The organism is Mesorhizobium sp. WSM4837, from assembly GCF_055811435.1.
The window spans coordinates 25,703-49,515 of record NZ_JBVVQE010000055.1 but is presented as its reverse complement, the minus strand read 5'-3'; the positions used below and the strand labels follow the sequence as shown (position 1 = coordinate 49,515).

Below are 23,813 nucleotides of genomic sequence, written 5' to 3'. Positions count from 1 at the left end.
GATAATTTGCCCATGACCGCGCTCTGAGAGTCTCATCCAGATTGTCGCGCAGGTCTCTCCCAGATCGCCGCGCTATACCCACCCGGTCCCCGCTGCTCATTTACCGTCACGGAACCCCGAAGGTCGAGCCGACCCAGAGCGCCATCTTCAGCGCCTATGCCAGCGCCTTCCGCATCGCCCTCGTCGCATGCTCCAGCCGCCTCTCAGGCCCGCCGTATCGTTCGCTACGTCGCCAAGCGCGTGGCCCTCTCTCCCAAGCATCCGTGCCTAGGCCCTCGCCTCTACCAAACACATGAGCATCCCTAAATTACCCTCATAGCTCTCCATTGGTTTCACCCTCCGGTCAACATCGAGACAGACCGACCTGGACTCACCTATGGCTGCAACAACGTCGAGGGTGCCGCCACGGAACTTATGAAGTGGGCCAAGCGAGGACCCAAGAAGCCTGCATGGCCTGCCTTGGAGGCGAGGGCACACCCGACGACGTAAGGAAGGCCTTAGAAGCCGCTGCCAAGGAGGAGGGGTTGCTGCGCTCCCTGGTTAGGTTTCCATTTGCGTTATTTGTTCTATCTCGTCTCACGTTGGTCGCTACAGTGCGTTTGATGGGGCAGCCCGGCAGCCCTACTTGGGGGCGCAACGGCCGCCGGGCCTGGCCGGCTGGCAGGTCGGGGGGCGGTCGCCGGCTTGGGCGAAATTGTATGCCGCTTCATGCATCGTTGCTAATTTAGTAAAATGGTCATGGTCCGTTCCCCTAGCCATCAAATCGGATGAGCCTACACTCGAACCTGTGCGTAAACGAGTGACTGCCGGTGCTGGCCGGCTAGAGTTCATTCCTCCGATGATGCCTACCTTGGTCGCCAAGCCGCCCCAAGGCGACGACTGGATGCATGAAGCCAAATTCGACGGCTACCGCTCCCAAATCATCATCGACGCCGGCGGTGTGCGGATCTTCACCCGCCGCGGCCTAGACTGGACATCGAAGTACCGCGATCTAGCTGCGGCGGCGCGAACGCTGGACGTCGAGAATGCCATCATCGACGGCGAAGTCGTCGTCTTGAATGAGGCTGGGCCTGTCGGACTTTGCCGCGCTGCGCAAGGCCATCACCAGACGCCAGCACGACCTCTATTTCGTTGCGTTCGATCTCCTGCATCTCAACGGCCACGATCTGCGCGACATGGTACTTGAGGATCGGCGGGAAATCCTAGCCGGCCTCATAGGGTCTGACAGCCGCATCCAGTTCAGTGAGACCATGCCGGGCGAGGCTAATGCGATCTATCATCTTGATCGACGCGGCTGGCCTGGAAGGGATGGTATCGAAGCGTCGGGACAGCAAATATCGCAGCGGCCCGACCACCAATTGGCTGAAGACAAAATCCTTCACAGAAAGCGAGTTTGAACTACTCGGCGTCGAACGCGAGAGGGGCAAGCCCGCGTTTGCTCTGATGGCTGACCCAGCCACCGCAAATATGTCGGCAGCGCGTTCGTGAGCGTCAATCGCGAGATGCGGGAACGACTTTGGAAAAGGGTCCAGGAGCATGCCGGGTCACCGCCCAAGGACATGCCAAAGCGACCGGCAACGCAGTGGGTCAAGCCGGGCATCAAAGCCCGCGTGAAGCACCTCAGGGGCGAGGACGACCTTCGCCACGCTTCGCTTCAGGACTTCTGGGATGAAAGCTAGCTTTCCGCGTTCTATGCGCTGCCGCTTGTCTCGCTTTCCTCGTCAAGTGCTGAGGCACCGGCAAAATAGGCGTTGGCAATCAGCCAAATTAAGCGGACTAATGGTTTCCAGCAAAGGACGCGCGGCGTGGTATACCATCACTATCCGGGGAAACATTGGATACGCAGCCGCTCAGCGCCATCAAAATCAACACCAAAAATAGTCGCATCTTTCCCTCCGAATTGGGTGCACTTAGCACGGATGTCATGCTGGTGCCTGGCCGCCGACCGAAAGCGAGGCCCGTTCAGAAACTTATGGAGACCGACATTCCCCGGATGAACCCGGTTCTGGCGACACAGTAGCCGTCATGGCCGCCCCAGGCAATGTTGAGCGCGGTGCGGGAGGGTAAGGCCGCCATTGCACAGCTGCCCTGCGACATGCGAGTTTGTCAACCAAATGGCTCATCATGGGAGTCTCGTCATGTCCATTCGCCGGATTGCGTTGACCTCGGCAGCGGTCACGCTTGCCTTCACAACCCTCGCCCAGGCCAGGCCGGACACCCGCGCCATGACCTGCCAACAGACGCAGGCGCTAATCCAGAGCCATGGCTCGGCGGTGCTGACCACCGGCCCGAACACCTATGCCCTCTACGTCCGCCGGTACAGCAATGCGTGCGACTGGTCGGAAATCCCAGCGGTAGGGTTTGTGCCGACGCTCGATGGCCAGTGCCTGGTTCATCGATGCAGAGAGCCGCTCTACACTCCTCCCGGCTGACGGTGACGAGCATAGCTATTCTGCTGCGCCTTTCGGCAGGTAGCCCTTAGCCTCAAGGTTTTCTCGACATAGGCAGCAACCATGCGCCTGTCTGGGAACGGAGTCGCATCATCGGCGTTACCGGCCAGCCAAACGCTGCGATGATATGGAGGAACGGCGTGATCGAGTTGACTGAGAAGGAAAAGCGCTTTCTCAAGCGCGTTGACACCATCACTCACGTTCCCTGGTCGAACAAAGTCACCGCCGCAGATGCCAAAGGCAAGCCCATGCGTATCGCAAGGGGAACGTTTGCCCGATTAAGAGACGACGGTATCATCATCCGATCTACAAGCGACCTGACCTCGAACACCTACGTCATTAATCCTGCACCCGTGACGCCACAAGTCGAGGAAGTGCAGGAAGCGTCCTGATCGGGCGGGGGCACGGCGGCGCGTCAATCCTCAGCCTCACGCCGGCGCCGCCACCATTCTCTAGGCCGGAGGGTGATGACGCGCAAACATTCGCCGTCGAGCGTTCGCAATGAGAGAGGCGGGCGCTCATTCCGCCTCTCGGTGTCGACTCAAAACGTCGTGCAGTTCACGGTGTTGCCGAAGCGGTTGCAAGTCGTCGTTTTCGGCTGACTGTTTTGCATGTTGGCAAATGCCGCATTCGCCCTGGCAGATGCCCTGCCGCGAGACGAAATGGACTCGTTTTGGATGCATTGGGCCATGGCCGGGGTCCCTGGCTCGAAGCCGTAGGAAACGCATCGGTTGCGGAAATAGGTTGCCTGTTCCGCCTGCGGTGTGGTGGCAAACCAAGCAGGTGAGCCAGGCATACCTAGGCCCGAACCGGAGCAGCCGCTTAAAAGGATGGTCGCGGCCCCTGCCGCCGCGAAAATATGGTATTTGCGCATGCTGCCCCCTGCGCATGCACTGAACTTCAAAAGCTTCGGCCCCGCAAGGGCCGGCGCGGCGCGCAAATATCCCTTCGAAGCCGAACTTTGGGCAGCGCAGCTGGCGGCGTCGGTTTTCCAGCTGGCTTCCGGAGGGGACGCATCAGCATGAGCGCCGGCGTCAAGACAAAGGCGCTGGCTGCATTCGTGCGGCAGTGCCTTGATCCGCTGCCCGATGCCGTCCTCATCGACACGCACCACAATCAGCTCATGCGTCAGGCGCGCCGACTTCCTTGGCGCAAGGCCGATGCTGTCACCAGCCTGGCAAGAGCGAAAACGGCTTACTGGCAAGAGAAAAGCATTCACGCGATGTACGTCCTGGAGGACGAGGACAAATCTAGCGCCTATTCTGACAAACGGATGATCAGCGTCGACAGGAGCCGGCAGGCTGTGGCCGATCAAATCCGAGTTCCAGCGCCCGATCTAATGGCCGTCCAATGGAAGCGAGAAGCCGCAAGGGACCGATATCTGCCGATCGGCGAGGACGAAGTCGCCAAGCTCATTGCGGCGGACGTTTCTTGCAGCGCATCCGATCACGAAGCGACCTCGTAGAAAGCGTGGGGGAGCGACCATCACTGAACCGGGCAAAAACTGTCATAGCCCGCTGCCTCACGGTGGCGGGTTTTTCTTTGCGTGAACCTCCGATTAGGATTGACACCTAGCGGCGCATTTCTCCCTCGCCCGTCATGACCGAACCGTAACCTCGACCGGCAAGGGGGAGCGCTGGTTTTGCAGCGAGGCAGAAGCCCGAGCGGCCGGCTGGCGAAAAGCGCGACGGTGGCGTCCGCCTTGCTCCTGTCCCTCAGCTATTGCGCGACTTTGGTTCCGTTGACGCCCGGCAATCATGGAAGGCCGAGGGGCGAGTGATCGAGTTCCGGTTCCCATAGCACACTAGCCCAGCACTAAGCCTGCAATCAAAACGGCAAATCCGATAGAAAGCGGGACCGCCAAAAGCCAGCCCGCCTCCAAAACGCTATTTTCTTGCCGATCCATAACAGTCTCCTCTTTGACGCCGCCCCTGATTACGAAAGCCATTGGGAGCGGTTCGGTTCCGACGATTTTGCCAAGGACCCGGGGAGATGGCACCACCGGGTGCTCGCGTTCGTCCTCACCATTCGCGTGTTCGGCATCGCATCGCGTCGCGTCAGGTCGACGCTGTTCGAACCGCTCGCGCGGTGATAAGCGGTTGAGGATCTGAGTCCTACTTGAAGGTACCGCAATTGCTCATCGCGTTCGCCATATCTGTAGGTCTTCGCACTGGTAACGGTTCTGATGCACTATGAAGTGCTAAATATCGCCGGAACGATGAGGCGTCGTTTTTCACTTCCGATGCGGGTTGATCTGCTGCTCTTGGTCGTCGCAGCAATCATTGCTCACGTGGTGGGGATCTGTCTTTTCGCGCTCGCCTACGCCTGGATGCACCACCATCCAGACCTTGGAGGTCTCGCAGGCTTGTTTTCCGGAAGCGCAGCGGATTTCTTCTGTTTCTCGGTTACCTGCTACACGACGATCGGCTTTGGCGAAGTCTATGCCACTGGGCCGATGCGAATCGTTGCTGCCTTGGAGGGTCTCAACGGACTCGTCCTGATCGCTTGGTCAGCATCGTTCGCATACGCATCGACTTCGGATCTGTGGAAGCGGGAGCAAGACTGATGCGCGTTTCAGAGGTCGTGTTCCTTCGTCATAGCTGTTCGCGCCGAAAGGTGCGGCGGGCTTTTCGTTCGGGCGCCAAGGAGCTTGTAACTGTTTGCCTGAATGTTCCCCATAGGGGCTTATTCAAAATTTCGCCACTGCACCGCTATCAGAACGGCCCGTTGCTATAGCGTGGTAATCGCGGCCATTATCCCCTATTGGGGAGGGTAATTTCGGGACCGGACGCGCATGCTCGCGAGGGGAAGTTAGTTCAAAAGCCCCTATAGAGGACAATGGCTTAGGCCAATTTAGTTAACAGGTTTCCGGTTAATAGGTCGCTTGGCCGCAGCGCATCGAGGACCACTTCGTAGACACTCCCCTATGTCTTCCTCGACCTCGACTTCGCCGATACCTACAGCTGCTTACTGCCGGTCCGGGCGATAGACGAGGAAAGCGAGACGGACGGCAGCGCGTAGACTGGGACGCGACCTCTATGCAGAAGACCCGCCGCTACATTTGCGAAGCGACGGGCCTCCGCCCCATTCCCCCATACCTGACTATGCAACTGCCGTGCCAGACTTATTGACCCATCGCGAGACACCTTATGGCTTCTTCGCAGACCTCGATGTTGCAACAAGGATATGACAGTCGAACCAGGCTCGGCTGTGGGAATTCCCACACCGGGGAAAACATTGGAAAAATCCGCTCCCAGTTTTGCTTTCCGGAAAGCGGGGCCTGCGGCCATCAAATTTCCTTGGATAGGGAGTAAGATGAAGTACACCTGATTGAACAAGAGGCTGTTGTGACAGGCTCTCCGGCCTTCATCTCAAGACTTTGCGATGCCGACCTCGCCGCGCTGACCAAACGGTGGCACGAGCGCAGCGATCGACACAACGAGCTGATCATTTCCCACGGCGACACTGGTCGCGAAGTCTACTTCCTGCTGGAAGGACGGGCTCGCGTGACACTGGTTTCAGCGGACGGCAGGGAGATAGCGTATCGCGATGTCGAACCGGGTGACATTTTCGGGGAGTGCACGCCGCAGCCTGAATTTCATTCGAGCAGTCGGCCAGACTTTGCCTCGCCCCGAATGTCGAAGCTGGCCAGCGTCGTCTGCACCGCCTCATGGAAGCTCTCAGGGGTGTCTAAAATAGATGGTGAGTAGATTGCTGGACAGAAGACCGGCGGACGCGAGCCGGCCCCGCAACGTCTGGTCGGCCAGGGGGCTCGCTGTCCGACTCTTGCCGGCGTCTCAGGTCCATCATTATTCCGCGAAGTTTGATCGGAAGACCCGCTGGTTGCTGGCTCCGCTAACACAGCGTTTCGCACGGGGTCCCGTCGCCATCGCGATCCAGCTTGGAAATGTGCGGAACCGTACGAAGCGGATTGCACGCAACCAACGCGGTGGCCGGGCATTAATTTAGCAAAGCATCAAATAGGAAAGCATCGGGAGGAAGACCATGCTGCACCTTAACATGCCTGGCGAATTTGAGGTCGGCGATGAGGTTGCGCTAGCAGGTACCGTCATCACCATTCTCCCTAGCGGCCGAGCCAGAGTGAGCATTCCATCCTATGACCATCCTTACACGCTAGAGCCGCCACCCAAAGCCCGGGCCGGCGACCGAGTAGTTCTTGTTGGGGACGTCACCCGCATCGATCGCGGAGCAGACAAACTCACCGTGCGGATTGACTGCGGCGGCGTGATTACGGTCGACAGGTCGGCAATCACTCGGCTGAGGAAGCACCGCCGGGCTTCAGCCGGTTGACGCTACGGCGACACAACGGCCTGCGCTCGTCGGCATACGGAACATGCAAGCGTATCGTGCCTCAAGCCAATCTAACTTCGAGGGACCTAGGCCCGCGCTAAAAAGTCCGAACATTTCCCATCCCCTCGCCTTTCGGCAAATCTGGCGGAAAACGGAGACTAGGCAAATTTTGCGACCCCCAAAAAACGCCTCGGGGTGCCCCGGCGGTGCCCCGAACCATTTCAGGGCAACAGGCCCCCGAGGGGGAGAATGCTAATCAACTGAAATCATTATAGAAATTTTGGTGGAGCCAATCGGAATCGAACCGACGACCTCTTGAATGCCATTCAAGCGCTCTCCCAACTGAGCTATGGCCCCACTCCGGCAGTCAACCGGCGCCGTTGCCGGCGAAGAGATCCGGCGCGGGTTGAGACCGCGCCGTTAGTGCAGGCGGCTTCTAACCCCGCCTTCCGTCAATATCAAGCCTTTAAGAGCCGCTTTTTATCAAGAACCCGCGAAAGTCGGCGGGCGCTGTGTGAGAGGCCGGATCAGACTTCGTCGTCGTCATCGCCGACGCCGATCATGTCGGCGACATCGTCGTCCTCTTCCTCTTCGTCGGCGAGGAAGGTATCGTCGTCGTCGCCGAGGTCCACATCGTCCTCGTCATCGCCGAGATCGGGAAGATCGTCGGGCTTCGTATCCTCGTCCGCCTCTTCGAGCGAGACGACCTCGACGCCCTCTTCCTCCTCGGCGTCGACTTCCTTCTCGGCAACTTCCTCTTCCTCCTCAAGGGCGGCAATCTTGCCTTCCTCGAAATAAGAGCGGGGATAGTTCTTGCCGGTATAGGGCGAGACGATCGGATCCTTGTTCAGATCGTAGAATTTTTGACCCGTCTCGGGGTCGATGCGTTTGGTGCCAAGTTCGGGTTTTGCCACAGCAAGCCTCGTCGATGAAAGTTTGGTCCCCATAACCACAGTTTACGGCGCTGTCAAAGCCTAAAGCCAGCGTCACAAATCCCCGCGTTGAGCGACCTCTCGCAAGGGGATGACCAATTCCGCCCGCCGTGATACGAGACCGCGCAAACCAGAAGAAAAAGGCCAGCCACCGGCGTTTTTCACCCAAGGAAAACCCATGTCGCATACTGCCGCCCCGAAACCGGCCACCGCCCGCAAATCGCCAGCGCTTTCAGGCACAGCACGGGTGCCCGGCGACAAGTCGATCTCGCACCGCTCGTTCATGTTCGGCGGCCTCGCCTCCGGCGAAACCCGCATCACCGGCCTGCTGGAAGGCGAGGACGTGATGCGCACGGGCGCCGCGATGAAGGCAATGGGCGCGCATATAGAGAAGCGCGGCGCTGAATGGGTGATCCACGGCACCGGCAACGGCGCGCTGCTGCAGCCGGAAGGCCCGCTCGATTTCGGCAACGCCGGCACCGGCTCGCGCCTCACCATGGGCCTGGTCGGGACCTACGACATGGAGACGACCTTCATCGGCGACGCCTCGCTGTCCGGCCGGCCGATGGGCCGCGTGCTCGAGCCGCTGCGCCAGATGGGCGTGCAGGTGCTGAAGGCGACGCCCGGCGACCGCATGCCGATCACGCTGCGCGGCCCCAAACACGCCGCGCCGATCACCTACCGCGTGCCGATGGCCTCGGCCCAGGTGAAGTCGGCGGTGCTGCTCGCCGGGCTGAACACGCCCGGCATCACCACCGTCATCGAGCCGGTGATGACGCGCGACCACACCGAAAAGATGCTGCAGGGATTCGGCGCCAATCTGTCGGTCGAGACCGACGAGCGCGGCGTGCGCCACATCTTCATCGAGGGCCAGGGCAAGCTCACCGGCCAGACAATCGCTGTGCCGGGCGACCCGTCATCGGCCGGATTCCCGCTGGTGGCGGCGCTGATCGTGCCGGGCTCGGACATTACAATCGAAAACGTGCTGATGAACCCGACCCGCACCGGTCTTTTGTTGACGCTACAGGAAATGGGCGCCCGGATCGACGTTCTCGAGCCGCGCAATGAAGGCGGCGAGGATGTCGCCGATCTGCGGGTGCGCTACTCCGAGCTGAAGGGCGTCACCGTGCCGCCCGAACGGGCGCCGACGATGATCGATGAGTATCCGGTGCTTGCTGTCGCGGCGAGCTTTGCCGAGGGCGAGACGCTGATGCAGGGACTGGAAGAGCTGCGGGTGAAGGAATCGGACCGGCTGTCGGCGGTCGCCGAAGGGCTGAAGCTCAATGGTGTCGACTGTACCGAGGGCGAAGCCACACTGGCGGTGCGTGGAAAACCCGGCGGCAAGGGGCTTGGCCAACATCCGAACGGAAAGAGCACCATCGTCCAGACCCATCTCGACCACCGCATTGCCATGAGCTTTCTCGTCATGGGACTGGCAACGAAAAAGCCTGTCACCATCGACGACCAGGCGATGATCGCGACCAGCTTTCCGGAGTTCATGGGGCTTATGAAGGGCCTGGGGGCGGAGATCAGCTAAGGTCTGCGAATGTTTTGGACGTTGCTCGTCGGCGGTTTGGTTTTGACGGCATTGGTCGGGCGCGTGGCGGCGCAGTCAGGTTTCGATCTGGGATATTCCGACAGGAAGCCAGGTGCGATTAGCCTGATCGGGTTTCTTTTTTTCCCGTTTTGGATCGTCCTCTTCATCTTGCTGGCGACAACGGCGCATTTTTTTCCAGACGTTAGCGGCGCTCTCATGCCATATGTTTCGAACTTCGTTTTTAAGCTGGCTGCCGGGATCACATTCGTCGCGATCGCCACGTTTCCCATTTCCGTACCGCTTCTGATAGGAATTCCCGTTGGATTCTTGGCCGGATATTGGACCGGACGGCGGTCTTCCGGACTTTGACGTTGAACCCGTATGATTGGTTCTTGATTTAACGACCTTCCTCCGTTTGAAGCGGCACGTATGAGCTCAATCACTGATAAAGCTGGCTTCACCATCGCCATCGACGGCCCAGCAGGCGCGGGCAAAGGCACCCTTGCCCGCCGACTGGCCGACCATTACCGGCTGAACCTGCTCGACACCGGCCTCACCTATCGCGCAATGGCGCATGCGCTGCTTCGGCTCGGCCTGCCGCTCGACAATGTCTCGGCCGCCGAGACCGCTGCCCGGCAGGTCGACCTGGCCAAGCTCGACCGGTCGGTGCTGACGGCGCATGCGGTCGGCGAAGCGGCTTCGAAAGTGGCTGTCATCCCTTCGGTGCGGCGCATACTGGTCGAAAAGCAGCGCGAATTCGCCAAGGCGCCGCCGGGCGCCGTGCTCGACGGCCGCGACATCGGCACCGTGGTCTGTCCCGACGCCGACATAAAACTCTATGTGACGGCGAGCGCCGAGGTGCGGGCACAACGCAGGCTGGCCGAGATCGAGAGCATCGGCGGCACCGCCGATTTCGACGATATCCTCGCCGATATCCTGCGCCGCGACGAGCGCGACATGGGTCGCGCCGACTCGCCGCTGAAGCCGGCCGCCGACGCGCACTTGCTCGACACGTCGGAAATGGCTATAGAAGCCGCGTTCCTGGCGGCCAAGGCGATCATCGACGACGTTCTGGCCAAGAGAAACAAAGCCTGAGCCGGGTTTCCTGCTGTTGCCGATTGCCGGCGGCGAAAAGATACCCATATCGGGCACGAACCAGCCTGCCAGCATTCTTCATGCGCCGGAATTGCCGCTTAGGCGGCCAAGGGCTTTTTTGAGGCCCGGAACGCCGGCAGGCCAACGCAACGCTAACCCACGGCGCCCGCCCCGCTTGAGATGCGGGGCATTCCAGGAGAAACTATGTCAGTTGCAAATCCCACTCGCGATGATTTCGCGAGCCTGCTCGAAGAATCTTTTTCCGCCGGCCATTCCGGCGAAGGCCAAGTCGTCAAGGGCACGATCACTGCGATCGAAAAGGACATGGCAATCATCGACGTCGGCCTCAAGGTCGAAGGTCGCGTGCCGCTGAAGGAATTCGGCGTCAAGGGCAAGGATTCGACGCTTAAGGTCGGCGACACAGTCGAGGTCTATGTCGAGCGCATCGAGAACGCGCTTGGCGAAGCGATGCTTTCGCGTGAGAAGGCCCGCCGCGAAGAGAGCTGGGTCCGCCTCGAAGAGAAGTTCACCAAGGGCGAGCGCGTCGAAGGCGTCATCTTCAACCAGGTCAAGGGCGGCTTCACCGTCGATCTCGACGGCGCCGTGGCCTTCCTGCCGCGCAGCCAGGTCGACATCCGTCCGATCCGCGACGTCTCGCCGCTGATGCACAATCCGCAGCCTTTCGAGATCCTCAAGATGGATCGCCGCCGCGGCAACATCGTGGTGTCGCGCCGCACCGTGCTCGAGGAGAGCCGCGCCGAACAGCGTTCGGAAATCGTGCAGAACCTCGAAGAGGGCCAGGTGGTCGAAGGCGTCGTCAAGAACATCACCGACTATGGTGCGTTCGTCGACCTCGGCGGCATCGACGGCCTGTTGCATGTCACCGATATGGCATGGCGCCGCGTCAACCATCCGACCGAAATCCTCAACATCGGCCAGACGGTCAAGGTGCAGATCATCCGCATCAACCAGGAAACCCACCGCATCTCGCTCGGCATGAAGCAGCTCGAGAGCGATCCGTGGTCCGAGATCGGAACGAAATTCCCGATCGGCAAGAAGATCAAGGGCACCGTCACCAACATCACCGACTACGGCGCGTTCGTCGAGCTGGAGCCGGGCATCGAGGGTCTCATCCACGTTTCGGAAATGTCGTGGACGAAGAAGAATGTACATCCTGGCAAGATCCTGTCGACGACGCAGGAAGTCGACGTGGTGGTGCTCGAGGTCGATCCGGCCAAGCGCCGCATCTCGCTCGGCCTCAAGCAGACGCTCGAGAACCCGTGGCAGGCTTTCGCCAGCAGCCATCCGGTCGGCAGCCAGGTCGAGGGCGAGGTCAAGAACAAGACCGAGTTCGGCCTGTTCATCGGCCTCGAAGGCGATGTCGACGGCATGGTCCATCTTTCCGACCTCGACTGGACCCGTCCGGGCGAGCAGGTGATCGAGGAGTACAATCGCGGCGACATCGTCAAGGCGCAGGTGCTCGACGTCGACATCGACAAGGAGCGCATCTCGCTCGGCATCAAGCAGCTGGCCAAGGATACGGCCGGCGAGGCGGCGACTTCGGGCGAACTGCGCAAGAACGCGGTCGTCACCTGCGAGGTTACCGGCGTCAAGGATGGCGGCCTGGAAGTGCGGCTGGTCGACAGCGGCATCGAGACCTTCATCAAGCGCTCCGACCTCAGCCGTGACCGCGACGAGCAGCGCCCCGAGCGCTTCACGGTCGGCCAGAAAGTTGATGCCCGCGTCATCGCCTTCGACAAGAAGACCCGCAAGCTGCAGGTCTCGATCAAGGCGCTGGAAATCGCCGAAGAGAAGGAAGCGGTTGCCCAGTACGGCTCGACCGACTCCGGCGCTTCGCTGGGCGACATCCTGGGTGCCGCGCTGAAGAAGCAGGGCAGCTAACTCTACAACGCCGCGCCTCTCGCGCGGCCAGCAAACAAACCCCGCCGGAGCGATCCGGCGGGGTTTTTGTTTGACCATGGTCAAGCATCGGACCCAAAAGCCTGCCCCTCGGACCTGCCGGGGATGGACGCGATTTTGCGCAAAATCCGCGCTCAAGCAGAAAGAGGGATCAGGCCCTGCCGTAAAGCGGCACCAGTGTGCCGCTCATCGCCAGATTGGCCGGCGAAGCGAGATAGGTGATGGCCTCCGCCGCCGCTTCGAGGCTGACCCATTTGCCGAAATCGGCGGCCGGCATGTCAGCCCGGGTGGCCGGCGTGTCGAGGGTCGAGGGCGCGACCGCGTTGACCAGGATGCCCTTGCCCTTGAGTTCTTCCGCCATCGCCACCGTCATTGCCGCAACGGCCGCCTTGCTGGCGGCATAGGCGACCATGCCGGAACCGCGCCGCAGGTCGAGCCCGGCGCGGGCCGTGACATTGACGATGCGGCCCGATACGGAAGATTCCAGCATCGAGCGGATCGCCGCGCGGCAGCACAGGAAGGTGGTGCGGGCGTTGGTGTCCATCATTTCGGCAAAGGACGCGGGCTCGATCTTCTCGACCGGCGCGGCGGTGAAGCCGCCGGCCAGGTGGATGGAGGCCCACAAGTCGGTAACACTGGCGTAGAACGCATCGACCTTGGCGGGGTCGGCGAGATCGACATTGTGCGCCAGCCTGACGCGCTCATGTGCCGGGAAGGGAAAATGCGCGGGCGCGGCGGCATGGGCATTGGGCACATGGCAGACCGCGCCCTGCTCCAGCAGTTTGCCGACAACCGCGCCACCGAGCGCCCCGGTGCCGCCGGTCACCACAACATGCCTGCCGTCCAATTTATCCGTCATCTTCGACCGCTCCAGTCACTCATATGCCGCTGCCCGCCGCAGCCGAAGGTCGCGCCTTTCGCGCGATCACTCAACCGAAATCTCGATGACGGGGCGTCGTTTGCGCGCTTCAAGCCGGCGGCCATCAGTCGAGGATCGCATCCCCAAGACGCTGCCACAGCACTCAATCGACAGTGATCTCGATGACATAAGGCAGTCCGGTCGCACGCGCGCGCTTGAGTGCGTCTGCCAGGTGACCGATGCTGGCGAGCCGCTCGGCGGCAATGCCGTAAGCTTCGGCCAGCTTGCAGAAATCAGGCGGCGCCGGCGAGACGCCGACCGGCTCGACGCCGACATCGAGCATCGAGGTTTCGATTTCGCGATAGCCGAGATTGTTCCAGACGACGAAGATCACCGGAGCCGCAGCGTCGAGTGCGGCGCCAAGCTCGGGCAGCGTGAACTGGAAACCACCGTCGCCGGTGAGACAGACGACCGGCGCATCAGGCACGGCAAGGGCTGCGCCGATCGCCGCCGGCGGACCATAGCCCAGCGCGCCGAAGCCGGTGGCGGCGTTGAACCAGCCGCCTGGACGGTCGTGATCGTAATAGAGGTTGGCGGCATAGACCGGCTGGGTCGAATCGCCGACGATGATCGAGCCCGGCAATGCATCGCGGATCATCTCGACGGCGCGGGTTTGCGCCTGGAGGGCCGGAGCCATTTCGGCAAAGGCTGCTTGCCTTGTCGCAGCGGCGCGAGACTGGCCGTCGCCCGATGGCGGCTGGTCCGTACCAATCTCGACAAGCAGCGCCTCGAGTGCTGCGCCGCAATCGGCATGGATCGAAATCCGGGCGGGCCGGCGGGCAAGCTGGTCGGCGCCGATGTCGATGCGGATCAGATTGGACGGCAGGACAAAGCCACCGTCGCTATATCCGTCGTAGTCGGTCGGGCCGAATTCGGTGCCGGCGGCAATGACCAGATCGGCCTCGGCCATCAATGCACGCACCGCCTTCAGACTGGGGCTGGCCGGCACGCCGAGCGGATGGCGGTGCAGCAGGCCGCGGGCATTGGCCGTCTGGACAACCGGCGCTCCCAGCCTTTCGGCAAGGCGCTGTAACGGCGCTTCGGCTCTCTTGGCGCCGCCGCCGGCAAGGACCAGCGGGCGGCGGGCAGCCGCGCAAAGTTTTGCCGCCTCTGCTATATCAGCCGGATTCGGCTCGGGCGGCGCGACATTCGTCAGCAAAGCGGCGATGCCGCCGGCCGGCTTGACCATGATATCGGTCGGGATCTCGATGTGCACCGGGCCCGGACGCGACGACGAAAACAGGGCGAAGGCGCGGGCAAGAACGCCCGGCAGTTCGTCGGCGTCGGTGACACGGTGCGAAAACAGCGCGACCTTTTCCATCATGCCGCGCTGGTCGGGCAGTTCGTGCAGATGGCCAAGGCCCTTGCCCAGTGTCGGCGTGGCGTTGACGCCCGAGATCACCAGCATCGGAACCGAATCGGCACGGGCCTGGCCCATGGCGGTGATGGTGTTGGTCAGCCCCGGTCCGGTGATGACGAGGGCGATGCCGGGCTTGCCGCCGGCGCGCGCATAGCCGTCGGCCATGAAGCCGGCGCCCTGTTCATGACGCGGCGTGACGTGGCGAATCTTCGAGCGCGCCAAGCCGCGATAGAGTTCGACCGTATGCACACCCGGAATGCCGAAAACCGTGTCGACATCATGGGCTTCGAGCAAAGTGATGAGCGCTTCGCCGACTGTCGTCATTGCCTGAGCACCGGACGTGTGAGGCAGGTCGGTCCGCCCTCGCAGGCGATGCACAGCGCGTCCGCCTCGAAGGTTGAAACCCTGCAGCCGGCGGCCGCCATGGCCGCCGCCGTCTTCGGGAAGCCGGCAACGGCGATCACCTCGCGCGGCGCGGTCGGCAGCACATTCAGGCTGAGGCCGTTGGAGGCGAAGAATTCCCCGGCGTCGCCTTCGACCAGGCGAATGCCTCGCGCCCGCAGCATCTGGTAGAAGGCAGCCGGCAAAAGCGGTGCATAGACCAGCGCCAGATCGTCGGCGAGCGGACTGATCACCGACATCAGATGCAGGCAGGCGTCCTCGCCATGCCAGAGCGGCAGGTCGTAGCCATAGACCTGGATACCCTTGGGGGTGAGCAGGTTGGCGAGTTGCTGGATGCCGTCCTGGTTGGTGCGCACACCGCGGCCGACGGCCAGGGTCCCTGAATCCACCCAGACGCAATCACCGCCCTCGACCTGTCCGGGAGGCTCGATGCGGCCGAGGATTGGTACGCCCATGCGCTTGTAGGCCGCCTCGTGCAGGCCGGGCTCGGCACGGCGCAGCGCCTTGCCCATGGCGAGGATGATGGCGCCGTGGTCGGTCATCAACGATGGATCATGCGTGAAGACCGAATCGGCAAGCCCGTCATCGGCGTCGGTCAGCCATTCGATCGCGGCGCCGGACGCAAGAACCAGCGTCGTCAGCGCCTCATGCTGGGCGGCGGCCTTTTGAGGATCGAAGCCCGCACCATAGTGCCATTCCGATGTTTTGGCGCGGGCCATGGCGCTTGCGGCGGACCGCATCAGCACGCGCTGCAGGGGCCCGGCCATGGACTGCGACCCGTATGCTTTACCCACCAAGTGCTCCTGAACCATCCCATCCAGCCAATAGCCACTCAGCGAGCAGTGATCAATGGTCCAAAAAGCATGGTTGACGGAGGCAAGCGGAACGGTACATCTTGAGAATGAGAAGTCTGTCCAGTGATGGTAATGGGTAAAAAATTCCAGCAGCGACGGGTCTGGCCATTTCGTGAGGCACCGCAAAGGTGATAGCGCAAGGCACCGCCCCCGCCCTGAAGTACACGGCGCAGAACGACGCCGCCGAAGCCATCCATGTCGAGAACCTGCATAAACGATTCGGCGAACTGCATGTGCTGAAAGGCGTTTCGCTGTCGGCGCGCGACGGCGAGGTCATCGCTATCATTGGCGGCAGCGGCTCGGGAAAATCGACCCTGCTGCGCTGCATCAATTGCTTGGAGAACCCGACCAGCGGGATCGTTCGCGTCAATGGCGAGGAGATCCGGATGAAGGCCGACAGTCACGGCCACACCGTTCCCGCCGACCGCAAGCAGATCGAGCGCATCCGCTCCAAGCTCGGCATGGTTTTCCAGAATTTCAATCTGTGGAGCCACATGACGCTGATCGAGAACGTCATCGAGGTTCCGGTGCATGTTCTGGGCGTCAAGCGCGATGTGGCCATCGCCGAGGCGGAAAAGCTGCTTGCCCGCGTCGGCCTGGCCGAAAAGCGCGATGTCTATCCGGCCTATCTGTCAGGCGGCCAGCAGCAGCGTGCGGCCATCGCCCGGGCGCTGGCCATCAATCCGCGCGTCATGCTGTTCGACGAGCCGACCTCGGCGCTCGACCCGGAACTGATCGGCGAGGTGCTGAAGGTGATCGGCGACCTGGCACGCGAAGGCCGCACCATGGTGCTGGTCACCCATGAGATGAAGTTCGCCCGCGAGGTCGCGACGCATGTCGTCTACCTCTACAACGGACTGGTCGAGGAAGAAGGGCCGCCGGAGCAGATCTTCGGCGCACCGAAATCCGAAAGGCTGAAGCAATTCATCCGCAACATCGGTTAAGCCGAGGCGGACGAACAACGGGAACAACAACAAACTGGGAGTTTTTGGCATGAAGACCGTTCTGAAAACATTTGCCGCAGCACTTCTGCTCGGTGTCGCCGCGATGAGCATGGCAAAGGCCGAGCCGGTCAAGATCGGCGTCGCTGCCGAACCCTATCCGCCGTTCACCTCGCCGGATGCTTCCGGCAAATGGGTTGGCTGGGAGATCGAATTCATCGACGCGGTCTGCGCCGAGCAGAAACTCGATTGCGTCATCACCCCCGTCGCCTGGGACGGAATCATCCCGGCGCTGACGACCAAGAAGATCGACGTCATCGCCAGTTCCATGTCGATCACCGACGAGCGCAAGAAGACGATCGACTTCTCCGACAAATATTACAACACCCCGACAGCTATCATCGGACCGAAGGACCAGAAGTTCGGCGCTACCCCGGAAGATCTCAAGGGCAAGATCATCGGCGTGCAAGTTTCGACCGTGCATGCCGACTACGTCAAGAAGCACTTCACCGAAGCCGCGGAAATCAAGGAATATCAGACCCAGGACGAAGCCAATCAGGATCTTGCCGCCGGCCGTGTCGATGCCGTGCAGGCCGATTCCATCGCGCTCGATGCCTTCCTGAAATCGGATCAGGGCAAGCAATGCTGCGATCTGAAGGGCACGGTCGCGCCGGATCTGGCGATCCTCGGGCCCGGCGTCGGCGCCGGTGTCCGCAAGGAGGACACGGAGTTGAAGGAGAAGATCAACGCCGGCATCAAGGCGATCCGCGCCAACGGCAAATATGACGAGATTTCGAAGAAATACTTCGATTTCGACATCTATGGCGCCGACCCACAGTCGAATTGACGGCGTGCATCCCCGAGCGAACAACCACGCGGCGCAGACAGCGCGCCGTGTGGCTTCGTCGAACTCTACCTACGCAAGCTTTCCGCTGACGGCATCGCCGGTGGTTTTGGCGCCAGCAATTCGGGGGCGACGCTGATCGACGCATTTCTTCCGGCCTCTGTGGCCCGCATCATCGAACTGCTTTCGCCGACGCCACCCGGTTGGGGCGCAACGCTTCTGGTCGGACTGCTCCACTCGGTCGAGATCGCTGCCGGTGCGTTCGGTCTCGGCCTCGTCATCGGCATTTGCGGTGCGTATGGCAAGCTCTATGGCGGGCCTGTGGTGCGCGATCTGCTGGCAGTCTATACGACGATCGTCCGCGCCGTGCCGGAGCTAGTGCTGATCCTGCTGCTCTATTATGCCGGCACCGATTTGATCAACCAGTTGCTGACGGCAATGGGATATCAGCGCATCGATATCAGCGGGCTGGTGGCCGGCATTGCCGTGCTCGGCTTCGTCCAGGGCGCTTATTCGACAGAGGTGATGCGCGGCGCGATCCTTGCCATCCCGCAGGGACAGATCGAAGCCGCGCGCGCCTATGGCATGTCTCCCGGCCTGCTGCTGCGACGCATCACGCTGCCGGCGATGCTGCCTTTCGCCATACCGGGCCTTGCCAATCTCTGGCTGATCGCCACCAAGGACACCGCCCTGCTGGCGGTCGTCGGCTTCTTCGAACTGACATTGGCGACGCGGCAAGCGGCGGGCGTAACCAAAGCCTATCTTACCTTCTTCCTCGCCGCGGGCGTGATCTATCTTCTGTTGACGCTGGTCTCCAATCTGATCATCGGCCGCATCGAGGTCTGGGCTCGGCGCGGCATGCCCTCGCTCAAGGAGGCGCGTTGATGGCTGTCGAAACGACCATCGTCAACGTAGCCGCCCGCGCGTCGCTGTGGTTGCAGCCGCACCGCATCGTGCTGATTGTGACTGGACTGGCGCTGGTTTTCGCGGCCGCTTTTTTCATGCGCTGGGACTGGCTGCCGCAATATTACGAAATGGCGCTTGTCGGCCTCTGGCGCACGCTCTGGATTCTCGCCGTCACCTGCACACTGGGCTTCCTGCTCGCCGTGCCGCTCGGATTGGCGCAGGCTGCCGGCCCGTTCTGGCTCGCGGCGCCTGCAAAGGCCTTCTGCACCGTCATCAGGGGAACGCCCCTGCTGCTGCAGCTCTGGCTGCTCTACTATGGGCTCGGCTCGCTGTTTCCACAGTACCCATGGGTACGCGAGTCCTGGATGTGGCCGTATCTCAGGCAAGCATGGCCCTATGGCGTCCTGGCGCTGACCTTGTCCTTCGCCGGTTACGAGGGGGAAGTCATGCGGGGTGCCTTCGCCGGCGTGCCGAAAGGACAGTTGGAAGCGGCGCGCGCCTTCGGCATGAGCCGCTGGAAGATCCTGCGGCGGATCTGGCTGCCACAAGCCTTCTACCGGGCGCTGCCGACGCTGACCGGCGAAACCGTGCTGCAACTGAAATCGACGCCGCTGGTGGCGACAATCAGCGTGATCGACATATTCGCCGTCTCGTCAAAGGTGCGGCAGAGCACTTTCCTCACCTATGAACCCTTGCTGCTCCTGGCGTTGATCTATATGGCGATCACCGGCATCCTGGTCTTCGCCCTCGGCAAGATCGAGGCGCGGATCCCGAACAAAATTGGTTAGTGAGAAGCGAATAGGAGTAGCGAATAGCGAATAGTTCGCTGATTTCCTCTACTCCCTATTCGCTACTCGCTAGAGCTTCAGGGCAGCTAAAGATGCAACTCAGTCTCGACCAGGCGACAGGGCTGTGCCGGATGGCGGCGCTCGGCGCCGGCGCCAATGAGGAAGCGGCGCAGTCGCTTGCAGCCTCCGTGGTGGCGGCCGAGGCAGAAGGTCTGTCGACGGTCGGACTGTCGCATTTCATCGACTATCTCGAAGCGCTGGAGGCCGGCCGCATCGATGGCAAGGCCGAGCCGGTCATCACCAGGCCGGCTTTGGCGATCTATCTCTCCGACGCGCGCGGCGGTCTGGCGCATACCGGCTTCGACCGCACCATCGACGATCTCGCCAAGGCGGCGCGCCTGTTCGGCGTAGCCATCTTTTCGCAGAAGAACGCCTATACATGCGGCGCGCTCGGCTATTTCACCGGGCGGCTGGCCGCGCAGGGACTGGTGTCCTTCGCCGCGACCAATGGACCGGCCGTGCTTGCCGGCTCCGGCTCGGTCAAGCCGGTCTATTGCACCAACCCGATGTCCTTCGCCGCGCCCGCCGCCGACGGAGCGCCGCTGGTGATCGACCAGTCATCGAGCGCCACCGCCTTCGTCAACATCCGCAAGGCAGCCGAGGACGGCAAGAAAATTCCAGAAGGCTGGGCACTGGACGCGAGCGGCAACCCGACCACCGATCCCGCCGCCGCCATGAAAGGCGCGATGCTTGCATTCGGCGGCCAGCGTGGCGCCAACATCGCGCTGATGGTCGAAGTGCTGGCGGCGGGCCTGTCGGGCGCCAACTGGTCGCTCGATGCGCCGTGGTTCACCGACGGACCGGACAGTCCCGGAACCGGCCTCTTCGTGCTGGCCGTCGAGCCCAAGCTGCTCGATCCAAATTTCGAGAAGCGCATGAAAGATCAACTCGACCGGTTGCGCCGCCGCTACGGCGTGCATGTCCCCGGCCGTGCCCGGGCCGAAGCGGCGGAGAAGGCAGCGGCACGGGGCATAACGGCTCCGAAAGCCGTGGTGCAGCGCATCTCCGAATTCGCCGCCCGGTATTCTTCCTGAAGACGTCCACACCTTCGGATAGTTGATCGCGCGACAGCGGGCGTACTTGCCGTTACGCCCAGGCTGCCTCGTCGAACCACGTTTCGGAAACAGCCGGAAACCCTCGCGTCGGCTGGGTTTTTCCGGGCTCTCCGCATCTGACCAGTAACATGCATTTCCCGGTCAACTTTTGTTCATTTGACTTTGACTGGGGTGGCGGCTGTTTGCGAGGAGCATCAAAAGAGGGACCCCAATGGCCGTAAGCACCGACAATCCCAGCACCAATCTTTTCGTTCCGGCCCTTGGCAGCCTCTATGCGGCGCTGAACACCACCTCTGAAACCATGCTGCGCGCCGTGGCCGGCATCTTCCTCACCATCCATGGCTCTGGCAAGATCACCGACCCGCTCGGCGCCGCTGAGATGGTCGAAGGCCTCGGCTTCTATCCTGGCGCGTTCTGGTCGGTGCTGCTGGCCTGCACCGAGTTCTTCGGCGGCATTTTCATCGCCATCGGTTTCTTGACCCGCCCGGCCGCCGTCGCCGGAATGTTCGTGCTTTTGGTCACCGTCTGGTTCCACTGGGTCACCCTGGGAGAGGGCTTTTCGGGTGCCGAAAAATCGCTGCTGTGGGCGGCGATACTGTTCTTCTTCGTCATCCGCGGCGGCAACCGCCAATCGGTCGACGCGCGCATCGGCAGGGCGTTCTGAACCAACCGACACCGCGGCAAACGGCGACAAAGGATCGCCCTTTGCCTTCGGCGCGAAACGGATTATGAACGGCTTCAGCCAAGCCCAGTAGATCTGGAAAGCGCGCCGGAGCCAGCCATGACCGAAATCCTGCAGACCCCAAAGCTCGTCGTCGTGTTCGGCGGCTCCGGCTTTGTCGGCCGCCATGTGGTGCGGGCGCTGGCCCGGCGTGGCTATCGCATCAGGGTCGCCTGCCGCCGGCCCGATCTCGCCGGCCATCTGCAGCCGCTCGGCAATGTCGGCCAGATCCAGCCGGTGCAGGCCAATATTCGCGTGCGCTGGTCGGTCGACCGCGCCGTGCAGGGCGCCGACCATGTCGTCAATTTGGTAGCCATCCTGCATGAGAGCGGCCGGCAGAAGTTCACGCCCGTCCACGAGTTCGGCGCACGCGCGGTCGCCGAAGCGGCGCACGCCGTCGGCGCCGGGCTCACCCATATCTCGGCGCTGGGCATCGATCTGAACGCGCAATCCGAGTATGCGCGCACCAAGGCGCTCGGTGAAAAAGCGGTCCTGGAGACGATCGAGGATGCGGTCATCTTGCGGCCCTCGATCAATTTCGGCCCCGAGGACAGCTTCTTCAACCGCTTCGCCAGCATGGCGCGCTATTCGCCGGTCCTGCCACTGATCGGCGGCGGGCGGACCAAATTCCAGCCGGTCTATGTCGGCGATGTCGCCGAAGCGGTGGCGCGCTCGGTCGACGGCAAAGTCCAGGGTGGCCGGATCTACGAGCTTGGCGGACCTCAGGTGCTCACCTTCAAGCAATGCATGCAGGAAATGCTCGCCATGATCGACCGCAAGCGGCTCCTGGTGTCGGTGCCGTGGTGGGTGGCGAACATGCAGGCATCGATCCTTGGGCTTTTGCCCAATCCGCTGCTGACCAAGGATCAGGTCCTGCAGTTGCGCGGGGACAACATCGTCTCGGAAGCGGCCATCAGGGAAAACCGGACGCTCGCCGGTCTCGATATCCAGCCACAGTCGATCGGCAGCATCCTGCCGAGCTATCTCTGGCGCTACCGGCCCGCCGGCCAGTTCCAGCGCAAGACGGCGGAATAGCCAATCAGGCGGCTCGCTAAAGCGCGTCGCGTTTGACCGGCCTCATGCGACGCGCTTTAGGTTGTTGTCTCATGCATGTCGTTATCGCAAAACCGCTGCACACCCTCGGGTCAGGCCCGAGGGCATGCTTTTGCGCGACATGCATTAAAGCGCCGCGTGACCTGCATCGGCAAGCCGCCCTGTGGTTGCGTCGTCAGTTTCTGCACCGGCCAGGGTTTGGTCTCGGCGGTGGTATCGAAGCGGAAGCGCGACAGCATGATCGCCAGAGCGATGATCGCCTCCTGCATGGCAAAGCTGGCGCCGATGCAGACGCGAGGACCGGCGCCGAACGGCAAATACTGAAAACGGTCGATCTTCTCGCGATTTCCCGGATGGAAACGTTCGGGCATGAAGGCGTCGGGCCTGTCCCACAACTTGCGATGGCGGTGGACGACCCAGGGCATGACCAGCACCGCGGCACGCCTCGGTATGTAGAGGCCGTTCCAGGTTTCGGGCTCGATCGGCTCGCGGTTGATCGACGGCGCCGGCGGATAGAGCCTGAGCGCCTCGTCGAAGGCGGCGCGGGTGAACGGCATGGCGTCGAGCCACTTTGTCGGGTCGGGCTCGCGCGCCAGCACGGCGTCGATCTCGCGCTCGACCTTTTCGCGCTCCCAAGGCGCTTCGGCCAGGCAATAGAGCGTCCAGCCGAGCGCACGCGCCGTGGTCTCGTGACCGGCGCCGATGAAGGTGATGATGTTGTCCTCGACCTCGGCGCGCGTCAGCCCGTCCGGTCCCTCCGCCTTGAGCAAAAGCGTGAGGAAATCCTGCGGCACCTTGTCCGGATCGTGCTTGACCCGCTCTTCGCGCATCTTGACGGTGTCGGTGACGATCTTGCGGAAGTAGGCCATGGTTTTGCGGCCGCGGATGCGGGTCAGGCGCGGCAGCCAGTCTGGCGCCCGCAACAGGTCGAGCGGATCGACGCGGCCCATGGTTTCGAACAGCCGGTCGATCTCCTTGGCGAAGCTGCCCGGCTCACCCGATATCTCACCGGAAAACAGCGTCTCGGCCAGGATGTCAAAGGTAAGCAGCGTCATGTCGTGGGCGATGTCCGACGTGCCGCCGCCCTCGTAGCGGGTGACGAACTCCCGCGTACGCCTCAGCATCGGCTCGGCAAAACCGAAGATGTGGCGCGGCGTGAACACCGGCGCCATCGCCTTGCGTGAACGCCGCCAGACCTCACCCTCGGCGGTCAGCAGGCCGTCGCGCAGGATCGGCCGCAGGATCATCTGGCGAACCGTCGCCATCTTGTAGTTTTTGGCATTGTCGACCAGCACGTGGCGAATGAGGCCGGGATCGTTGGCGATGACCAGCGGCCCGCCGATGCCGGTCACCGAAATCCAAGGCTGGTTGTAGGTCGGCTCGCCCCACAGTTCGAGCGGATTGCGATAGACGATGCGGATCATCTCCAGCGTCGAAGGGGGCGACGTGCGCGGCTTCGGCGCCGGCGGGACAAAGGGGGCGGGCTGACTGTCCATGGCGTGCTCCGCTGGTGACCTCAATGTAGTGGCTTGCAGGGCAAGCGTCCATGTCGCCGGCTGTAACGGGGCATTAGAAAGTGCCTGAGCGTCGGAACAGGTCGCCCGCTTTTGTGCGGCCGCTCTGTTCCCAAAACCGGTTCCACTTTTGGGTCCGATGCCGTGGCCC

25 protein-coding genes, 1 tRNA gene and 1 pseudogene are annotated in these 23,813 nt (G+C 62.2%); 19 read left to right on the top strand and 8 right to left on the bottom strand.

Translation table 11 applies throughout. The annotated features are described in order from the left end of the window. Positions 1 to 838: 838 nt before the first annotated feature. The 4 genes and pseudogenes from AC0L3D_RS26360 to AC0L3D_RS26345 all read left to right on the top strand — a co-directional run. Positions 839 to 1,015: pseudogene (locus AC0L3D_RS26360) on the top strand (ATP-dependent DNA ligase); the annotation flags it as partial. A 43-nt stretch (positions 1,016 to 1,058) separates the two neighbouring features. Further along, positions 1,059 to 1,397, top strand: coding sequence for an ATP-dependent DNA ligase (locus AC0L3D_RS26355; protein WP_473627013.1), 339 nt, complete (start codon positions 1,059 to 1,061; stop codon positions 1,395 to 1,397). Positions 1,398 to 2,138: 741 nt separating this feature from the next. Beyond that, the gene (locus tag AC0L3D_RS26350) at positions 2,139 to 2,432 is read left to right on the top strand and encodes a hypothetical protein (protein ID WP_091591761.1); all 294 of its coding nucleotides are present in this window, start codon (positions 2,139 to 2,141) and stop codon (positions 2,430 to 2,432) included. A 158-nt stretch (positions 2,433 to 2,590) separates the two neighbouring features. Further along, positions 2,591 to 2,842 (top strand): hypothetical protein, encoded by a 252-nt coding sequence (locus AC0L3D_RS26345; protein ID WP_473646285.1) that lies wholly within the window; start codon positions 2,591 to 2,593, stop codon positions 2,840 to 2,842. Positions 2,843 to 2,991: 149 nt separating this feature from the next. Here the strand turns inward: AC0L3D_RS26345 and AC0L3D_RS26340 are convergent, their stop codons facing one another. Beyond that, entirely contained in the window at positions 2,992 to 3,324 is a 333-nt protein-coding gene (locus AC0L3D_RS26340; RefSeq protein ID WP_473531428.1) for a hypothetical protein, read from the bottom strand. 147 nt (positions 3,325 to 3,471) lie between these two features. On the opposite strand from AC0L3D_RS26340, the gene AC0L3D_RS26335 reads away from it, so the two are divergent. The 4 genes from AC0L3D_RS26335 (at position 3,472) to AC0L3D_RS26320 (ending at position 6,160) form a co-directional block, all read left to right on the top strand. After that, positions 3,472 to 3,915, top strand: coding sequence for a hypothetical protein (locus tag AC0L3D_RS26335; RefSeq protein ID WP_473627012.1), 444 nt, complete (start codon positions 3,472 to 3,474; stop codon positions 3,913 to 3,915). Between the two features lie 429 nt (positions 3,916 to 4,344). Beyond that, entirely contained in the window at positions 4,345 to 4,542 is a 198-nt protein-coding gene (locus AC0L3D_RS26330) for a hypothetical protein (RefSeq protein ID WP_139172573.1), read from the top strand. A 93-nt stretch (positions 4,543 to 4,635) separates the two neighbouring features. Then, the gene (locus AC0L3D_RS26325) at positions 4,636 to 5,016 is read left to right on the top strand and encodes an ion channel (RefSeq protein WP_473627010.1); all 381 of its coding nucleotides are present in this window, start codon (positions 4,636 to 4,638) and stop codon (positions 5,014 to 5,016) included. Between the two features lie 781 nt (positions 5,017 to 5,797). Continuing rightward, complete coding sequence (locus AC0L3D_RS26320) at positions 5,798 to 6,160, top strand: Crp/Fnr family transcriptional regulator (protein WP_473627009.1); 363 nt, start codon at positions 5,798 to 5,800, stop codon at positions 6,158 to 6,160. Between the two features lie 145 nt (positions 6,161 to 6,305). Here the strand turns inward: AC0L3D_RS26320 and AC0L3D_RS26315 are convergent, their stop codons facing one another. The 3 genes from AC0L3D_RS26315 to AC0L3D_RS26305 all read right to left on the bottom strand — a co-directional run bounded on the left by AC0L3D_RS26315 (position 6,306) and on the right by AC0L3D_RS26305 (position 7,675). Next, on the bottom strand, positions 6,306 to 6,395 hold the full coding sequence (locus tag AC0L3D_RS26315; protein ID WP_128181921.1) for an excalibur calcium-binding domain-containing protein: 90 nt from the start codon (positions 6,393 to 6,395) through the stop codon (positions 6,306 to 6,308). A 647-nt stretch (positions 6,396 to 7,042) separates the two neighbouring features. Then, positions 7,043 to 7,118 (bottom strand) — tRNA-Ala (locus tag AC0L3D_RS26310). A gap of 170 nt (positions 7,119 to 7,288) precedes the next feature. Then, positions 7,289 to 7,675, bottom strand: coding sequence for a TIGR02300 family protein (locus AC0L3D_RS26305; protein ID WP_023796772.1), 387 nt, complete (start codon positions 7,673 to 7,675; stop codon positions 7,289 to 7,291). 196 nt (positions 7,676 to 7,871) lie between these two features. Between AC0L3D_RS26305 and aroA the strand changes: the two genes are divergently transcribed. From aroA to rpsA, 4 genes are all read left to right on the top strand, one after another. Next, positions 7,872 to 9,230 carry a 3-phosphoshikimate 1-carboxyvinyltransferase gene (gene aroA / locus AC0L3D_RS26300; protein WP_473627007.1) on the top strand — a complete coding sequence of 453 codons (1,359 nt, stop codon included), beginning with the start codon at positions 7,872 to 7,874 and terminating at the stop codon, positions 9,228 to 9,230. A gap of 9 nt (positions 9,231 to 9,239) precedes the next feature. Continuing rightward, entirely contained in the window at positions 9,240 to 9,599 is a 360-nt protein-coding gene (locus AC0L3D_RS26295; protein WP_473507784.1) for a hypothetical protein, read from the top strand. A 60-nt stretch (positions 9,600 to 9,659) separates the two neighbouring features. After that, entirely contained in the window at positions 9,660 to 10,325 is a 666-nt protein-coding gene (cmk, locus tag AC0L3D_RS26290; RefSeq protein WP_473627005.1) for a (d)CMP kinase, read from the top strand. A gap of 204 nt (positions 10,326 to 10,529) precedes the next feature. Then, positions 10,530 to 12,227, top strand: a complete 1,698-nt coding sequence (rpsA, locus tag AC0L3D_RS26285; protein ID WP_027151507.1) for a 30S ribosomal protein S1 — start codon at positions 10,530 to 10,532, stop codon at positions 12,225 to 12,227. Between the two features lie 169 nt (positions 12,228 to 12,396). Here the strand turns inward: rpsA and AC0L3D_RS26280 are convergent, their stop codons facing one another. The 3 genes from AC0L3D_RS26280 to AC0L3D_RS26270 all read right to left on the bottom strand — a co-directional run bounded on the left by AC0L3D_RS26280 (position 12,397) and on the right by AC0L3D_RS26270 (position 15,693). Then, positions 12,397 to 13,104: an SDR family NAD(P)-dependent oxidoreductase gene (locus AC0L3D_RS26280; RefSeq protein ID WP_473627003.1), complete on the bottom strand. Its 708-nt coding sequence runs from the start codon at positions 13,102 to 13,104 to the stop codon at positions 12,397 to 12,399. 163 nt (positions 13,105 to 13,267) lie between these two features. Then, positions 13,268 to 14,848, bottom strand: coding sequence for a 5-guanidino-2-oxopentanoate decarboxylase (locus tag AC0L3D_RS26275; protein WP_473627002.1), 1,581 nt, complete (start codon positions 14,846 to 14,848; stop codon positions 13,268 to 13,270). Next, the gene (locus AC0L3D_RS26270; protein ID WP_287344938.1) at positions 14,845 to 15,693 is read right to left on the bottom strand and encodes a dimethylarginine dimethylaminohydrolase family protein; all 849 of its coding nucleotides are present in this window, start codon (positions 15,691 to 15,693) and stop codon (positions 14,845 to 14,847) included. Before AC0L3D_RS26270 ends, AC0L3D_RS26275 begins: the two co-directional genes overlap by 4 nt. 218 nt (positions 15,694 to 15,911) lie before the next feature. Here AC0L3D_RS26270 and AC0L3D_RS26265 point away from each other — a divergent pair, with 218 nt between their 5' ends. From AC0L3D_RS26265 to AC0L3D_RS26235, 7 genes are all read left to right on the top strand, one after another. Further along, positions 15,912 to 16,724: an ABC transporter ATP-binding protein gene (locus tag AC0L3D_RS26265; protein ID WP_036261459.1), complete on the top strand. Its 813-nt coding sequence runs from the start codon at positions 15,912 to 15,914 to the stop codon at positions 16,722 to 16,724. Between the two features lie 49 nt (positions 16,725 to 16,773). After that, positions 16,774 to 17,568 (top strand): transporter substrate-binding domain-containing protein, encoded by a 795-nt coding sequence (locus AC0L3D_RS26260; RefSeq protein ID WP_128168366.1) that lies wholly within the window; start codon positions 16,774 to 16,776, stop codon positions 17,566 to 17,568. A gap of 159 nt (positions 17,569 to 17,727) precedes the next feature. Further along, a complete protein-coding gene (locus AC0L3D_RS26255) occupies positions 17,728 to 18,450 on the top strand; it encodes an ABC transporter permease (RefSeq protein WP_473521361.1) in 723 nt (240 codons plus the stop codon). Then, complete coding sequence (locus AC0L3D_RS26250) at positions 18,450 to 19,259, top strand: ABC transporter permease (protein ID WP_023796783.1); 810 nt, start codon at positions 18,450 to 18,452, stop codon at positions 19,257 to 19,259. The genes AC0L3D_RS26255 and AC0L3D_RS26250 overlap by 1 nt, the downstream gene beginning before the upstream one ends. A 92-nt stretch (positions 19,260 to 19,351) precedes the next feature. Next, a complete protein-coding gene (locus tag AC0L3D_RS26245) occupies positions 19,352 to 20,353 on the top strand; it encodes an Ldh family oxidoreductase (RefSeq protein ID WP_473626999.1) in 1,002 nt (333 codons plus the stop codon). Between the two features lie 232 nt (positions 20,354 to 20,585). Then, positions 20,586 to 21,038 (top strand): DoxX family protein, encoded by a 453-nt coding sequence (locus AC0L3D_RS26240; protein ID WP_473626998.1) that lies wholly within the window; start codon positions 20,586 to 20,588, stop codon positions 21,036 to 21,038. Positions 21,039 to 21,155: 117 nt separating this feature from the next. After that, positions 21,156 to 22,130 carry a complex I NDUFA9 subunit family protein gene (locus tag AC0L3D_RS26235; RefSeq protein WP_473626996.1) on the top strand — a complete coding sequence of 325 codons (975 nt, stop codon included), beginning with the start codon at positions 21,156 to 21,158 and terminating at the stop codon, positions 22,128 to 22,130. A gap of 110 nt (positions 22,131 to 22,240) precedes the next feature. Here the strand turns inward: AC0L3D_RS26235 and AC0L3D_RS26230 are convergent, their stop codons facing one another. After that, on the bottom strand, positions 22,241 to 23,644 hold the full coding sequence (locus tag AC0L3D_RS26230; protein WP_473626995.1) for a cytochrome P450: 1,404 nt from the start codon (positions 23,642 to 23,644) through the stop codon (positions 22,241 to 22,243). Positions 23,645 to 23,813: the final 169 nt, after the last annotated feature.

Coding starts and splice junctions, on each gene's coding strand:
- AC0L3D_RS26250 (WP_023796783.1), top strand. CDS start 18,450: ATGGCTGTCGAAACGACCATCGTCAACGTAGCCGCCCGCGCGTCGCTG.
- AC0L3D_RS26355 (WP_473627013.1), top strand. CDS start 1,059: ATGAGGCTGGGCCTGTCGGACTTTGCCGCGCTGCGCAAGGCCATCACC.
- rpsA (WP_027151507.1), top strand. CDS start 10,530: ATGTCAGTTGCAAATCCCACTCGCGATGATTTCGCGAGCCTGCTCGAA.
- AC0L3D_RS26325 (WP_473627010.1), top strand. CDS start 4,636: ATGCACTATGAAGTGCTAAATATCGCCGGAACGATGAGGCGTCGTTTT.
- AC0L3D_RS26295 (WP_473507784.1), top strand. CDS start 9,240: ATGTTTTGGACGTTGCTCGTCGGCGGTTTGGTTTTGACGGCATTGGTC.
- AC0L3D_RS26335 (WP_473627012.1), top strand. CDS start 3,472: ATGAGCGCCGGCGTCAAGACAAAGGCGCTGGCTGCATTCGTGCGGCAG.
- AC0L3D_RS26275 (WP_473627002.1), bottom strand. CDS start 14,848: ATGACGACAGTCGGCGAAGCGCTCATCACTTTGCTCGAAGCCCATGAT.
- AC0L3D_RS26235 (WP_473626996.1), top strand. CDS start 21,156: ATGACCGAAATCCTGCAGACCCCAAAGCTCGTCGTCGTGTTCGGCGGC.
- AC0L3D_RS26270 (WP_287344938.1), bottom strand. CDS start 15,693: ATGGCCGGGCCCCTGCAGCGCGTGCTGATGCGGTCCGCCGCAAGCGCC.
- AC0L3D_RS26240 (WP_473626998.1), top strand. CDS start 20,586: ATGGCCGTAAGCACCGACAATCCCAGCACCAATCTTTTCGTTCCGGCC.
- AC0L3D_RS26245 (WP_473626999.1), top strand. CDS start 19,352: ATGCAACTCAGTCTCGACCAGGCGACAGGGCTGTGCCGGATGGCGGCG.
- AC0L3D_RS26340 (WP_473531428.1), bottom strand. CDS start 3,324: ATGCGCAAATACCATATTTTCGCGGCGGCAGGGGCCGCGACCATCCTT.
- AC0L3D_RS26230 (WP_473626995.1), bottom strand. CDS start 23,644: ATGGACAGTCAGCCCGCCCCCTTTGTCCCGCCGGCGCCGAAGCCGCGC.
- AC0L3D_RS26280 (WP_473627003.1), bottom strand. CDS start 13,104: ATGACGGATAAATTGGACGGCAGGCATGTTGTGGTGACCGGCGGCACC.
- AC0L3D_RS26350 (WP_091591761.1), top strand. CDS start 2,139: ATGTCCATTCGCCGGATTGCGTTGACCTCGGCAGCGGTCACGCTTGCC.
- aroA (WP_473627007.1), top strand. CDS start 7,872: ATGTCGCATACTGCCGCCCCGAAACCGGCCACCGCCCGCAAATCGCCA.
- cmk (WP_473627005.1), top strand. CDS start 9,660: ATGAGCTCAATCACTGATAAAGCTGGCTTCACCATCGCCATCGACGGC.
- AC0L3D_RS26260 (WP_128168366.1), top strand. CDS start 16,774: ATGAAGACCGTTCTGAAAACATTTGCCGCAGCACTTCTGCTCGGTGTC.